The organism is Micromonospora yasonensis (assembly GCF_026013475.1).
Classification (GTDB): domain Bacteria; phylum Actinomycetota; class Actinomycetes; order Mycobacteriales; family Micromonosporaceae; genus Micromonospora; species Micromonospora yasonensis.
In genome coordinates this window covers 1-14,354 of sequence record NZ_JAPDPH010000180.1, presented here as the reverse complement: position 1 = coordinate 14,354, position 14,354 = coordinate 1, and the positions used below count along the sequence as shown (strand labels likewise).

General features: G+C 72.3%; 8 protein-coding genes. 4 read left to right on the top strand and 4 right to left on the bottom strand.

The features are described from left to right. The coding region (locus ONA70_RS27315) for an SDR family oxidoreductase (RefSeq protein WP_265009357.1) at window positions 1-335 on the top strand (335 nt) is incomplete at its 5' end. Next, window positions 332-1,312: a sugar kinase gene (locus tag ONA70_RS27310; RefSeq protein ID WP_265009356.1), complete on the top strand. Its 981-nt coding sequence runs from the start codon at window positions 332-334 to the stop codon at window positions 1,310-1,312. The genes ONA70_RS27315 and ONA70_RS27310, both read left to right, overlap by 4 nt. 88 nt (window positions 1,313-1,400) lie before the next feature. Here the strand turns inward: ONA70_RS27310 and ONA70_RS27305 are convergent, their stop codons facing one another. Together ONA70_RS27305 and ONA70_RS27300 are read right to left on the bottom strand one after the other, a co-directional pair. Beyond that, window positions 1,401-4,298 (bottom strand): hypothetical protein, encoded by a 2,898-nt coding sequence (locus ONA70_RS27305; RefSeq protein ID WP_265009355.1) that lies wholly within the window; start codon window positions 4,296-4,298, stop codon window positions 1,401-1,403. A gap of 36 nt (window positions 4,299-4,334) precedes the next feature. Beyond that, window positions 4,335-7,580 (bottom strand): discoidin domain-containing protein, encoded by a 3,246-nt coding sequence (locus ONA70_RS27300; protein WP_265009354.1) that lies wholly within the window; start codon window positions 7,578-7,580, stop codon window positions 4,335-4,337. Window positions 7,581-7,960: 380 nt separating this feature from the next. Between ONA70_RS27300 and ONA70_RS27295 the strand changes: the two genes are divergently transcribed. Beyond that, complete coding sequence (locus ONA70_RS27295) at window positions 7,961-10,138, top strand: sialate O-acetylesterase (RefSeq protein ID WP_265009353.1); 2,178 nt, start codon at window positions 7,961-7,963, stop codon at window positions 10,136-10,138. A 114-nt stretch (window positions 10,139-10,252) separates the two neighbouring features. Beyond that, window positions 10,253-10,723 (top strand): methylmalonyl-CoA epimerase, encoded by a 471-nt coding sequence (gene mce / locus ONA70_RS27290; RefSeq protein WP_265009352.1) that lies wholly within the window; start codon window positions 10,253-10,255, stop codon window positions 10,721-10,723. A gap of 62 nt (window positions 10,724-10,785) precedes the next feature. On the opposite strand, the gene ONA70_RS27285 is transcribed toward mce, so the two are convergent. Both ONA70_RS27285 and ONA70_RS27280 read right to left on the bottom strand, forming a co-directional pair. Continuing rightward, window positions 10,786-13,107 (bottom strand): MMPL family transporter, encoded by a 2,322-nt coding sequence (locus tag ONA70_RS27285; RefSeq protein WP_265009351.1) that lies wholly within the window; start codon window positions 13,105-13,107, stop codon window positions 10,786-10,788. 138 nt (window positions 13,108-13,245) lie between these two features. Then, a complete protein-coding gene (locus tag ONA70_RS27280) occupies window positions 13,246-14,232 on the bottom strand; it encodes a TauD/TfdA family dioxygenase (protein WP_265009350.1) in 987 nt (328 codons plus the stop codon). Window positions 14,233-14,354 lie beyond the last annotated feature (122 nt).

Here is a 14,354-nt window from a genome sequence, read left to right as displayed (position 1 = left end):
ACGCCGTCCTGGCGGCGCCCGGGCTACCCGCCTACGCGGCGGCGAAGGCGGGACTGGAGGGCCTGATCCGCCAGCTCGCGCTGGAGTACGGGCCGGCCGGGGTGCGGGTGAACGCCGTCGCGCCCGGCATGATCGGCGGAGCGGGCCTGCCGGACGCCGCGGCGGGCTACCCGCTCGGGCGCACCGGCACCCCGGAAGAGGTCGCGGCGGCGGTGCTGTTCCTGGCCGGGGCGGGCTTCGTGACCGGCGCCGTGCTGCCGGTCGACGGCGGGCTGTCCATCGCGTCGCCCGCCGCGTTTCTCCGCGACGACCTTCGGGCGAGGTGGCTGACGTGACCACGGCGGCCCCGCCCGCACGGCTCGACCTCGTCGGGCTGGGCGAGGCGATGGCACTCTTCCAGCCGCCCCCGGGGGCCGCGCTCGCGGACACGGCCACCGTCGAGGTCCACGTGGCCGGGGCGGAACTCAACCTCTGCGTGGCCGCGGCCCGGCTCGGCGCCGGCACGGGTTTCTGCAGCCGGGTCGGCGCCGACCCGCTGGGCGCCCGGGTGCTGGCCGAGGCCCGGGCCGCCGGCGTGGACACCACGCTGGTGGCGGTCGACCCCGACCACCCGACCGGCCTGTTCCTCAAGGATGCCCGGCCGGACGGGCAGCGGCGGGTGTACTACTACCGGCGCGGTTCGGCGGCCGCGCACCTCGACGAGGCCGACGGGGTCCGGTTGCTCGCCGCCCGTCCCCGGATGGCCGCCGTCTCCGGCGTCACGCTGGCGCTTGGCCCCGGCCCCCGCGCGGCCGTGACGTCGGTGGTCCGCACCGCCCGGCGGGCCGGTACGGCCGTGGCGCTCGACCCGAACCTGCGCCCCGCCCTCGGGCCGGTCGAGCGGCAGGCCGCCGACGTACGGGCGCTGCTCGGGCACGTCGACGTGCTGCTGCTCGGCACCGACGAGGCCGGCCCCGTCCTCGGCGTACGCGATCCGTCCGACCCGGACGAGGTGTTCGCCGCGGCGACCGCGGCCGGGGTGCGGGAAACCGTCCTCAAGGCCGGCGCGGACGGCTGCTACCACGCCGGTGGGACGCCAGACGCAGCGGTGCACCTGCCGAGCGCCGCGACGGTGGTGGTGGATCCGGTCGGCGCCGGTGACGCCTTCGCCGGCGGCTATCTGACCGCTCGGTTGCGGGGCGTCCCGCCGGCCGGCGCGGCGGCGCTGGGCAACGCGCTGGCCGCCGCGGTGGTCGCCGCGCCCGGGGACACCGCCGGCCTGCCCGACCGGGCGTCGGCCGCCGCCCTGCTCGACGGGGTGCTGCGCCGGTGAGCTGAGGGCCGCCCCGGACACCGGCCGCACGCGGCGCGATGGTGGCCGCGGTGCCGGGTCGCGCACGACCACCCGGCACCGCGGTGCCTCACGCGACCGGGCCGTCCTGGTCGATCACGTCCTGGCCGCCCGCGTCGGTGAGCACATCGTGGCCCGGGCCGCCGTACAGCCGGTCGTCGCCCGGGCCGCCGGTCAGCACGTCGTCGCCGGCACCGCCGAGCAGCGTGTCGTCGCCCCCGCCCCCGATTACCCGGTCCGCGCCGTCGCCGCCGCAGATGACGTCGTCACCGGCCAGGCCGACGATCTCGTCCGCACCGCCCTTGCCGACGATCACGTCGTCGCCGGCCGTCCCGATCAGCCGGTCGGCCCCGTCGGTGCCGATGATGGTCGCCGGCCGGCCCTGACACAGCGGGGCGGTGACGGCCAGTTCGGCCTCGTGCGCGAAGCCGCCGAAGCCGTACGAGAGGGTCACGGTGTCGCCGAAGGCCGCGCCGAGCGAGGTCAGGTCCAGGTCGGCGGCGTACGTGGTGGCGTTCTGGCCGGTCTGCACGGCGACGAGCCGCTGCGGCGTACGGTCGTTGACGCGCACCCACACGTCGGCCCGGTCCAGTGCCGCCGGGTCGAGGTTGAGCGGCGCGGTCAGGCGGACCGTGGCGCGGGTTCCCTCGGGCAGTCGGTCGAGCGCCGCCCCGGTACCGTCGACCACCCGCACGGTGGTGGTGTCGTACGCGCGCCACGCCAGCGTTTCGTTCCACGCCGTGTTGAAGGTGACCCAGCCCTCGGAGTGGCCGATGTTCCCGGCACCGGGGTTGTAGGGATAGTGGGCGTTCTTGGGGCTGCCGTCGAGCACCCCGCGCGCGCCCTGCAGGCGGCCCGCCCCGCCCTGGTACTCCGAGTACCAGCCGCGTTCCACGCCCTCGAACCCCCACTGCGCGGTCGCGGCCCGGTAGGACGCGTGCCGGCCGGTCGGGTTGCGGCCGAAGATGTCGTCGACGTGGGCCACCGCGATCTGGCGGAGCCGGGCGGCCATCGGGTCGTCGCCGAGCACCCGCGCGGCGGCGAGAGCGGGCGCGGCAAAGCCGGCGACGTTGCCCGTCTCGTTGGGGTCACTGGCCGAACCGCCGCCGCTGAACGGCGGGATGGTCCACCGGTCGGCCGAGTACCGGCGGAAGTCCCAAAGGTTGTCGGAACGCTCGATCACCTGGCGGGCCCAGTCGCGGATGAAGTCCAGGGTGCCGGGTGGGGCCTGGTCGGGGTGTGCCGAGAGCAGCCGGACCAGGCCGGTGACGAGGTGGTACTCCCCCTGCCGCTGGCCCTTGGTGACGGTCGGGTCCGTGACGTCCAGATGGTCGACGAGCCAGGCCGCCTGGCCCCGAGCCGCCGCGAGGTAGCGGTCGGCGTCGTCGCGCCCCTCCCGCTTGGCGACCTCGTACATCATCACGTTCGGCCACACCGAGTGGCCGGGCGGCAGCTCACCCTTGCCCGTGCCCACCTGCGTGTAGACCTGGAAGAGGTTGGCGGTGTGCGGGGTGTTGTCGTACCAGGCGAACCGGTCCTTGCCCTCGTCGCCCCAGATCGGGAACAGGTAGTCACGGGCCCGCTGGTAGACCTCGTATGGGATGTACTCCCGCAGGTAGGGGTAGGCGTAGAGGAACGCGGCGAGCTGTTCCTTGAGCAGGGTGTGGTTGACCTTCCCACCGAGGTAGACCTCCACCGCCCAGTGGATCAGTCGGACGATCTCCGGTGTGTCCGGCGGCAGTTGCACCGGCAGTCCGACGTACCGGGCGTCAGGATCCTTGATCTGCGCGAACGCCGACGGGTTCGCCAGGTACATGTCGATCAGCGAGGGAAGCTCGAACGACATCTGGTGCGAGTCCCGCCAGCCGACGCCGTTGGCGCAGTTCTGCGCGTCGGCGCCGCCGTAGACCATCCTGCTGAAGTCGCCGTAGTAGCAGCGCACGTCGGTCATGAACTCGACGGCCCGGCGGTAGGACACCCGCTCGATCCAGTCCGCCCCGATCCCGAACGGCACCGACGTGCCGGTGCCCGCCGATCCCTCCACCACCACCGTGAACGGGCCGGTGTCCGCGGGATCGAAGCCGGTGAAGTCGCCCACCTGGCCGCGTAGCGTCCCCTCGTATCGGACGGCCCCGGCCGCGTCGGTGACCCGGAACCGGTCCCCGTCCACCGCCCGCGGCGCGGTGACCCGCTTGGCCTGGCCGAGGTTGTAGCCGCTCTGGTTGACGAACACCGGCTGGTCGGCGTCCGGTTCGCCGGGCTCGGTCCAGCCGCAACCCGCTGCGGCGGTGGGATGGTCGGCCGGCACGCCGTCCAGGGCGTTCACCACCACGCTCGCGAAGGACGCACGGGCGTGGTAGACCCCCAGCCCGATCGTGCCGCCGGCCGCCGGCGAGTCGACGACCGCCACCCGCTGCTCGTCGAGCTCCACGACCGAGATGTCGTTGGCCCGCCGGATGACCAGGTCGTGCCATTCCCCCTGGCGCACCGGCGCGGCGCCCCGGCACACCGTCCTGGTCACCGGGCGGGAGATCTGCACCCCGGACCAGCCGGACAGCTGTGCGGCCAGGTTGTTCTGGGTCACCGAGTACGGCTCGCGGAAGTCGGTCAACAGGGAGACCGTGGGTGAGTCAGCGACCGCCTCGACGCGGACCCGCGTGCGCAGCTCGTACGCCGCCGGCAGCCCGACCGGGGTGACCGGGGTGACGTACCGGCCGGAGGACTGGGTGCGGGTGTCGACTGTGACGTACGGGAATTCGGCGTTGGTCGTCGTCCATTCGCCGAGCGATCCGGTCAGGGCACGCCACCCGGTGAGCCCCGCGGTGAAGTCGTCGAAGAAGAGCTGCGGGGCCGCCGCCGCGACGCGGGCCGGGTCGGCGGGCGCCACCGCCCCGGCTGACAGGGCGGCGCCGGCCACCAGGACGAGCGCCAGGGCCGCGGCGGCCCATCGGCGGGTCCGTCTGGTCAAGGAGGCCTCCTTGCGGGACGGTGGGCGGTGAATCGATCAGTGCAGTTCGTCGTACAGCTCGAACTCGAAGACCCGGGCGACGTTGACCGGGTCCCGGGACGGCCTGCTGATCGACAGCCGGAGCTGCCGGGTCTCTCGCGGCTCGAGCAGCACGTCCACGCTGCGCTGCGTGTTCTCGACGACCGATCCGACAGTCACCCACTCGTCACCGACCAGCGCCTGAACGGTGAAGTCGGCGAGCCGCTGGGAGTCGTCCGGGCCGCTGTTGATCCGCGCCAGCTTCGGGATCGTCACTGACGGCAGGGTGACGGTCAGGGTCGGACGGGCATCGCCCACCGCCGAGAGCCACCGGCTCGACGTGCTGGTCCGGTCGCCATCGACCGCCTTGTCCGGGCTGTACGTGGTGTTGTATGTCGAGGAGGCCGTGGCGGGGGCGCGCAACGCGAGATTGGCACCGACCCGGTAGACCTGCCGGCTGATCGGCTCCGAGTAACCGATCGCGCCGGACGTCGACCGCGTCGCCACCCGGATCTCCACGGCCGCCGGGGTAGCCACCGTGGAGAGGTCCAGTGTGGCGGAGAACCGGTATCCCTGCGCCTCGGGGGTCGCGGTCCATTCCGGCGCGCCGGCGACCCGCCACTCGACCCAGCTCGTGGTCTGCGTCCAGTACGCCCAGCTGAGCGTCGGGGCCAACAGCTCACCGCCGATGGCGAAGGTACGCGGCCGGGGGCCGAGCGGGTCGTCGGCGAGGTCGACGTCGATCGCGAGGACGGCCAGGTCCTCGCCTTTCAGCTGCACGTGCCAGCCGCCGTCGGTCGCGTCGACCCGTCCCGCGAGCACCTGCCAGGCACCCCACGTGGCGCGCTGGCCCGGGGACAGCGCGCGCGGGTCGAGTCGCACGGTGGTTTCGATCCGCTCCGGGCTGCCGTTCACCAGCATCAGGAACAGCCGTTTCCCGTTCGTGGCGAGGGCGGTCAGGTGTTCCACGTTCGGATCACCTGTGTCGACCAGGCCGGCGGGCTGCCACAACCGGGCCGCCTGCCCGTAGACCGAGCCGTCCGCGAAGCCGTACGGCGCCGAGGCGCCGACCTTCGCGGTCATGTACCCGCGCGGGAAGGTGATCCGGTCGTGCGACCGCAGCCGCGCCTCGGCCAGCAGATAGTCGATCATCCACCCCATGTGCCACCAGCCGTGCCACGGGAACACGCCGGCGCCGCCGGGGCCGGCGGACCAGTAGTACGACGGGATGCCCCGGCTCTGGTCCACGAAGGCGTCCCGCCCCCGGGCCGCCGTCCGGGCCATGTCGAGAAAGAGCTTCTCACCGGTGAGCTGGTGGAACCGGACGAAGGCGCCGGTGTGGCAGCAGAGCAGGATCGGACCGGCCCCGTTGGCGCTGCCGGTGAAGCCGGCGTGCTCGAAACCGAGCCCGGCCTGACTGGTGCGCCACTGCGGCATCTCCTCCCCGTGGAAGACCCGGGAGTCGGTGCTCGGCGTGGGGTGGGTGTAGACGTGCGTGGTGTAGAGCCGCGCGGCCTCGATCGCCGCATTCACGTACCGGCGCTCGCCGGTGGCCTCGCCGAGTTCCAGCAGCGCCTGCGCGGCGAAGACGACCTGGAAGTCCCTGACCAGCCGGACGTCGTCGCAGACCCCGATGAAGCTGCCGGTCGCCACGGCGTTGGCGATGAGCCAGTCGGCGCCGCGCCGCGCGCCGTCGAGATACCGGGCGTCACCCAACGTCCGGTAGGCGACCAGCAGGCCGTACCAGGTGGCCCGCAGGTCCGGCACTTCCGGGTAGATCTTCACCGTCGGATCGGCGCGCAGGTAGCCGATGTCGAAGCTGCCGTCCGGGTGCTGCCAGGAGAGCAGCTTGTCGGCGGCGAGCCGCAGCCGGTCGCGCAACTCGGTGTCATCGGGCTGGAAGAGCAGGATGTTCCCGACGTCGGCGAGGGTGTAGAAGGTGGTGAAGATCGGGGAGACGTAGTCCTGGTTGAAGGGGGCGGTGTTGGCGCGGTAGTTCTCGCTCACCCACCGGCCGTCACGGGCCGAGTAGTACTCGCCGAGCGCCGCGCCCTGGAACGGGCCCGGCTCGGTCTCCTGCTGGGCAAGCTTGAAGTTGCGGGCGTACGGCAGGCGCTCATGCTCGATGACCGGGTCTCCGGTGAGCGCCCGCATCATCCACATCGCGCCGACGTCGGAGAGCTTGTCGCTCTCCGCGCCGAGTTCCAGCCCCTTGAAGGTCCAAACGTGCCAGCGTGAGGAGGGGCCGGCGACAAAGTCCTGCATGACTGCCAGCCGGTTGACCAGCGACCGCTTGTTGCGGGCCAGCCGGAGATAGCTGCGCAGGTCGTAGACGTCGTAGACGACGTGCTTGAACGCGTCGAACCAGTCGCCCTCCCGGAGCAGGTACCGGAAGCTGAACTGGAGCGCCTGGCCGGCCGCCACCAGGGAGCCGGCCTGGCCCAGCACGGGGTGGTGCGCGGTGGGCAGGAGTTCACCCCGGCGGTCCACCGTCGACAGGCCCAGTTGCCATCTGCTGTGCGTACTGGTGTCTGACTCCCATGGGTCACGGGCGGTGCCGGGAGCGGCGACCACGCCGAGGGTGATTCCGCCGGTGGTCTCCACCAGGGTGGTGGCGGTCGTCGCGGTCCGCTCCCGCGCGACCAGTGGGCTGGCCGGCACGCCAATGCCGTACCGGTAGCCGAGATCCTCGCGCGACTGGATCGCGGTGCCCGTCCAGTAGCCAGGGATCACCCCGCGCCGCAGCTCGTCGGGCGCGACGGCGGCGAGCGCGGGTGACATCAAGGAGTAGTAGGCGGTGACGGCCGGCGCGAAGGTCAGCGTGACGACCACGTCGGACGCGGTCGGGTCGAGGGCCCACTGGGCGGTCAGCGTTCCGGCCGGAAGCGCCGCCTGGAACGCGATGCCGTCCGGGGTACGCCAGGCCCGCTCGGGATAGCAGCGCACCTCATCGCCGACCGGCTTGGTGGCGGCGTCGCCGGCGGACGGCGCGGTCGTCGAGGTGAGGAGCCGGTACTCGCCCGTCACCCCGGACAGCTCGCGCCAACCTGCACGGCCACGTACCCGGACCCGCTCCACCACCCAGCCGGTCGTACCACGCCGCCAGTCGAGGCTGAGCCGGTCGTTGCCGAGGTTCACACTGTTGGCGGTGATGTCCTCGCCTTGGGCGAACGCGGGTGCGCTGGGCAGCAGCGCCGCAGGCAAGGCCGCACCCACGGAGCCAAGTCCCAGGATCTTCAGGAAGTCACGTCGTCCAGTGTCCATCTCAAGCTCCTTCGCGAGAGCGCGTTGTCATCAGGGACGGGAGTTCCGCCGCGCAACCCGGCGAGCACACGCTGGGCGGCAACCAACTTGCGGATAGGCGCTGCCGACATGCAGGTAGCGGAAGTTTGCTTGCGATAGGTGAGAAGTTAATGCGCATGCTGCATGTCGTCAATCGGTTGATAGCCGAGGCCCTCTTCATCCCGGTCGATTCGGTGCCAGTGGACGGAAACCGGTCGCCCGTTCGTCGCCCGGGAGCGCACCCCCGTCGCCAGGATCCAACCACTCACCGCAACGACATTGCAGAACGTGAATGTCCACTGCTAGGCATGTGGTACATCGTTCCGGCGGACACGAACACGACCTTGCTGGAGGTACGAGTCATGCCCCGTCCACACCTCTCCCCCGGGCCCCGCGCCGCGACGCCACGCCGGCCCGGCGTCGCGCTCGCCGCGGCCGGCCTGCTCCTGCTGGCCTCGATCGGGGTGGTCTCCGCGCCGGCAGCGGCCGCCGGCCCCACCTTCGCCGCGGACGCGGCCGGCCCCACGCTCGCCGCAGGCCGGGCGGCCGATGACACGGCCTGCTCCGCCAACGTCGACGGCACGGCCGCCTTCGCCCCGGTCCTGTCGCTCGACCTCCCGACCCAGGCGAGGTGGCTCAACCAGGCCCCGCCGTACACCTTCGACCACACCGACATGCTGGCTGCCGGCTTCGACCGGGTCGGCTACTGCCTTGAGCTCGACGGCCCGGCGGGCCCGCAGTGGGTGTGGACGGCCATGGAGCCCTTCACGACGGACGCGCACCGGCTCGGGCTGCCCACCCGCACCGGCGAGATCACCCGCCAACGGGTCAACGACCTGGACGTCGCCACCAACGTTCCCGGGGTGACCACGGGCACCGGCCTGGCGGGCTACCTGGAGATGTGGCCCAACACCTACAGCGCGGGCTCGTCCCGGCAGATCTCCGGGGCCTCGTCCACGCTCTACGACGCCGACGACACCGTCAACTCCTCCGGCGGGTACGGGTCGTTCCAGGTGCACCAGGTCGGCGCCGGCCGGCCCTCGCCGGTCGCGCCGCGCACCGTGTTCGCGGTCAACACCTTCACCTCGACCGGCGCGGCGCTCTCGCTCGGCATCGGCTCCGCGCCGACCGGTCATCCGGACTGGACGTTCGCCGGGAACGCCGGCACGTTCACCCAGCGTCGGCTGACCGTGTATGCCCGGTCCTCCGTGCTGACCCTGGACCAGCACCCGCAGGACCGCCAGTTGTACCCCCGGGACGCCGCGAACGGCGCCACCGTGCCGGTGTCCGGCGTGGTCACGGATCCGCGGGTCAAGGCCGTGCAGCTCCACATCACCAGCGGCGACGACGAGTGGACCGACACGGCCGAGGTGACCGACCGGCGCGACTTCTCGTTCCGCCCCCGCATCGACGCCGCCTTGCGGGAGTACCGGTTCGAACTGCACGCGCTGGGTGCCCAGGTGACCCGCCGAGTGGCTGTCTGGGAGGGCATCGTGGCCGGCGACGTCTATGTCATCCAGGGCCAGTCCAACGCCGTGTCGGCCACCTACAATGGCTCCTCAGCCGGCGAGGAGTCGCCGTTCATCCGCAGCTACGGGTCACCCACGGCGGATCCCGTCCTCTCCGCGGCGGACCGGCACTGGAACTACGCCGGCAGCGAGGTCACCAACCAGCCCGGCTCGATCGGGCAGTGGGGCATCCGGATGGCCCGGCGCATCACGGACACCTACCAGGTGCCGGTGGCCGTCGTCAACGGCGCGCACGGCGGCCAGCCGATCTCGTTCTTCCAGCGCAGGGACGCCAACCCGGACGACATCGGCACCAACTACGGCCGGCTGCGCCAACGCCTGGCGGGCGCCGGGGTGCTGGGCGACGTGCGCGGGCTGCTCTGGTACCAGGGTGAGTCCGACAACGACAATGCGGCCGTACACGTCGCCGGCTTCACCGCGCTACTCGACGACTGGCGCGCCGAGCTGGGAGCCGACGTCGCCGGGGGGACCCGGTACTTCGTCTATCAGGTGCGCACGTCGCCGTGCGGCACCAGCACCACCGGCGCGCTGCGCGAGGCGCAGCGGCAGATGGGCGACACGCTCGGCGTGACCCTGCTGTCGACCAACGGGCTGTCCGGACACGACGGCTGCCACTACGCCTGGGCACAGGGTTACCGGGAGATGGGCGACCACACGTTCGCGGTGGTGGCCCGCGATCTCTACCACGGGCCCGGCGAGGGGGTCGCCCCGCCGAACCCGAGCACCGCAGCGTTCTCGAACGCCGAGCGCACGGAGATCACCATCCAGTTGCGCAGCGACGACCCGCTGACGGTGGAGCCGGGTTCGGCCGCGGACTTCCGGGTCAACGGGACCACGGTCACCGTGACGGGGGTCGAGTACCTCGCCGGCGGTCGGCTGAAGCTGACCCTCTCCTCGCCGGCCGACGGCGCGACGGGGGTGAGCTACCTCGGTCACCTGCGGGCCGGCCCCTGGATCGTCAACGCTGCCGGCGCCGGCCTGCTCACCTTCTACAACCTGCCGATCGCCTGACCGGCCGAGGCAGGGCGGACGCGGTCGCCGGCGGCGACCGCGTCCGCCCTGCCGCCCTCCCCACGTCGCGCCGAGGCTCTTCGCCTGATCGATGGCTGCCACTACGCTGAGGGCATGTCTGACGATCTTTCGCAGCCGGCCGACGGATCGGCGCTGTCCGGCGTCGGCCTGCGCGGCATCGACCACATCGGCATGGCGGTCAACGACCTGGACGAGGCGATCAGGCGGTACGAATCGCTGTTCGGCATGCGCTGCCTGCACATCGAGGAGAACGCCGAGCAGGGGGTCAGGGAGGCGATGCTGTCGATCGGGCCGGATCCGGCCGCCGGTCGGCTCCAGTTACTCGCCCCGCTGAGCCCGAGTTCACCGATCGCCCGCTTCCTCAGGCAGTCCGGCCCCGGCGTGCAGCAGATCGCCTGGACCGTGGACGACGTCGAGAAGACCTCCGCCGAGCTGCGCGAGCGCGGGGTGCGGCTGCTCTACGAGCAGCCGCAGCCCGGTACGGCCGGCTCCCGGATCAACTTCGTGCACCCCCGCGACGCGGGCGGGATCCTGGTCGAACTGGTCGAGCCGGCCGCCGACTGACGGTGGTACGACAGGGGTCCCGGCGGATCGCGGCGATCCGCCGGGACCTCCCCGGAGCGTGCTCAGTGCTGACCGGCGCGGGGTAGGACACGGCCCAGCCAGCCGGGCAGCCACCAGTTCCCGCGGCCGATCAGCCGCATCAGGGACGGGACCAGCAGCAGCCGGACGATCGTCGCGTCGATCAGCACGGCCAGGGCGAGCATGAAGCCCATCTGCTTGATCTCGAGAATGCGGGTGAACATGAAGGACGCGAAGACGACCACCATGATGGTCGCGGCGGCAGTGATCACCTTGGCGGTACGGGTCAGGCCGAGCTGGACAGCGGCCCGGTTGTCCCCGGTCCGGTCCCACTCCTCGCGCATGCGGGAGAGCATGAACACCTGGTAGTCCATGGAGAGGCCGAAGACCAGGGCGAACGCGAACAGCGGCAGGATCACCTGGATGAAGCCGGTCCGGTCGACGCCGAGCAGGCCGGCGGCGTGTCCATCCTGGAAGACCAGCACCGCCAGGCCGAAGGCCGCGCCCGAGGTGAGCAGGTTCATGAAGATCGCCTCGAACGGCAGAACCAGCGACCGGAAGGCGATCAGCAGCAGCACCCAGCTCGCGGCCAGTACCGCGCCGATGACCAGCGGCATGGCCCGCGAGCTCTCGTCGGTGATGTCGACGATCTCGGCCGGACCGCCGCCGACATGCGCGGTCAGCCCGGTGCCGGCGAACGCCCCCTCCGCCTGGGTGCGCAGCTGGCGTACCAGGTCGGCGGTCTCGTCGGTGTCGGCGCCGTGCCGGGGGCGGATGGTGATGACGGTGGTGTCGGCGTCCTTGCTCACCAGCCCGGCCAGCGCGGCACCCGCCGTCCGCGCCGCCGCGTCGAGATGGGCGGTGCTGTGCCCCTGGGCCTGCGCGTCGAGGACGCGGGTGACGCTGACGACGTCGGCGACCTCGCGGTTGCCGCCGGCCTGGTCACTGAACCGGGCGACGGCGTCGAGCTGCGGGTCGCTGAGCCTGCTGCCCGTGGCGGAGACGACCACGGTGATCGGGGTCAGCACGCCCGGCGCGTACGCCTCGGAGACGACCGTGTATCCCTTGCCAGCCGGCGATCCGGCGACGGCGCCGGCGCCGAGGTCGACCCCGTACCGGAGGTGGAAGACCGGGATGGACAGGGCGCCGAGCAGGACGGTGCCGAGCGCGGCGATGAGCACCGGGCGGCGCATGACCACGGCGATGGCCCTGGCCCAGACGGAGTGTTCCGGGTCGGGATGTGCCAGGGATCGACGGGCCCAGGGCAGCGCGAGCCGGTTGATCCGGCCGCCGAGCAGGCCGAGCAGCGCGGGCAGCAGGCTGACCGCGACGAGCATCATGACCAGTACGGCGACGCTCATGCCGACCGCCATCGAGTAGACCTTGGCCGAGCGGACCAGCCAGAGCCCGGACAGCGAGACGACCACGGTGACGCCGGAGAAGAGGACGGCCTGACCTGCGGTGGCCAGCGTCCGGCCGACGGCCCTGGCCCGTTCCTGCCGGCCGGTGTCGGCGGCCCGGGCCAGTTCCTCGCGGAACCGGGTGACGATGAAGAGCGTGTAGTCGATGCCCAGCGCGATGCCCACCATGCTGACCGCGGTCTGCACGAAGACGTCGAAGCTGGTGAAGTGGGCGGCGATGCCGAGGGCGCCGAACGCGGACAGCACGGCGACGATGCCGAGGGCCAACGGGATGGCGGCGGCGACCAGCGAGCCGAACGCCAGCAGGAGGACGATGGCGGCGGCCGGGAAGCCGATGGTCTCGGCCATGGAGAGGTCCTCGTTGCCCTGCTCGACGGCGGCGGCGGCGAGCGGCGAGGCGCCGGTGAAGTAGACCTCGACCTGGTCGGTGCCGAGGTTCCCGGCGATCTCGCCCAGTGGCACGGCCTGATCCTGGAGCTTCTTGTCGTCGCCGTCGAGGGTGATCGGGATGAGCACGGTACGGCCGTCCGGGGCGAGCAGCCGGTCCGGGGCGCCGTACGGGTCGATCGCCTCGCGGACGCCGGGGGCCTGGTGGTACCGGTCGACGGCGGCGCCGACCACCTGGCGGAACGCCTGCTCCTGGGCGGTCAGCGTGGTCGAGTGCAGGACGACGAAGTCCGTCTCGCTGGGAGTCTCCGGGAACTCGTCGGCGATGAGCTGGTTGGCCTTCGCCGAGTCGGAGCCGGTCACGGCGTTGGTGTTGCCGGTGAGGTGGGCGGTGAAGTAGCTCGCCGAGACGAGCGCCCCGGCGAGCAGCAGCAGCCAGACCAGGATGACCTTGACCGGGTTGAGCGCGGTCCAGACGGCCCAGCGGTAGAGGCGACCCTCCTCGGGTTTGCGGTCAGCGCCGCCGCCCTTGCTGGTGCGCGACAGAGTCTCGGTCATCGTGTCCCTTTCCCGGCTGGTGGCGGGTGCCCCGGCCGCCCCTGGTGCTGAGGTCGGCCGCCGACGCCGGCCTCGCGGCGCCGGCCAGCCTACCGTTCCGAAGAAGATGATCTATGGAACCTGGGCGCGTGTGTCGGCTCAGGTGAGCACCGGTCGGGAACCGTCCCGGTGCGCCCGGCTGCGCCGGTTGTCCAGGTGCACGTAGACCCGGTGCAGCCAGCGGTCCCGTCCGTCGAAGCGGGGGGTGAACTCGGTGCGGCCGTGCAGCACCAGCCGGTTGTCGATGAGGGCCATCGAGCCGGACTGGAGCACCAGCGAGGTGGAGACGTCGGTGAGGACCCCCTTGAGCCGGGCCATCACCTCGCGCGCCTCGTCGTCCAGCGCGGCGGTGGCGTTCAGGTCGAGGCAGATGTTCGGGTCCTCGGGGCTGCCGGTCAGCACGGCGTGCGGCCTGGTCCGGTCGCCCTGATGGAACGAGGGCGGCGGGGCGGTGATGAACCGGGGCTCGTGCAGCACCTTCCGGTCGGTCTCCTCGAGCAGCGGCAGCGCCTGCCGGATGCAGGTGACCAGGGTGCCGGCCCGCTTGGCGTGGTCGTTGCGCAGGCAGAGCAGGCCGACGTAGTCGGGGCGCTGCGGGTGGAAGGCGTTCTCCACGTGGAACTCCAGCGGCACCGACCCGGCGTTGCTCTGCGTCCCCTCCAGACCGGGCACCGGGACCACGTTCTGCACCAGGGCGCCGGTCTTCTCGTCCCGGTAGGCGATCACCTCGCCGAGGTTCAGGCCGATCAGCATGGCCACCACGGCCGGCACGGTGGTGGCCCGCTCCACCGACTCCCGTACGTTCGGGGTGGCCGGCAGGTCGTCCTCGCCGAACGGGAGTCCGGTGAGGATCAGCGATCCGGCCGGGCCGGCGTCGTCGCGGAAGGTGCGCAGGATCTGCCGCAGCCGCAGCGGCAGCCAGCAACTCGCCTGCCGGGCCTGGGCCACCCAGCCCACGTCGTCCAGGAGCGCCGGCGGGGTGGCGACGAGCTGCTCGGCCAGCTCCCGCAGGGCGTCACGTTCGTCGTCGGTGAGATCCAGCGTCAGCCCCGGCACGGTGCGGGTCGGCTGGTCGAGCATGGTCATCGGTTCGGTCCTCTCGTAGAGCTTGCCGGGTTGGCCCTGCGGCAGGGCCGGCGTTCGCCTGGGTCCGGCCCGACAGCCGGTCCCGCGACGGCGCGGAGTGGCCGGTCGGTGGGTGGTCCGCG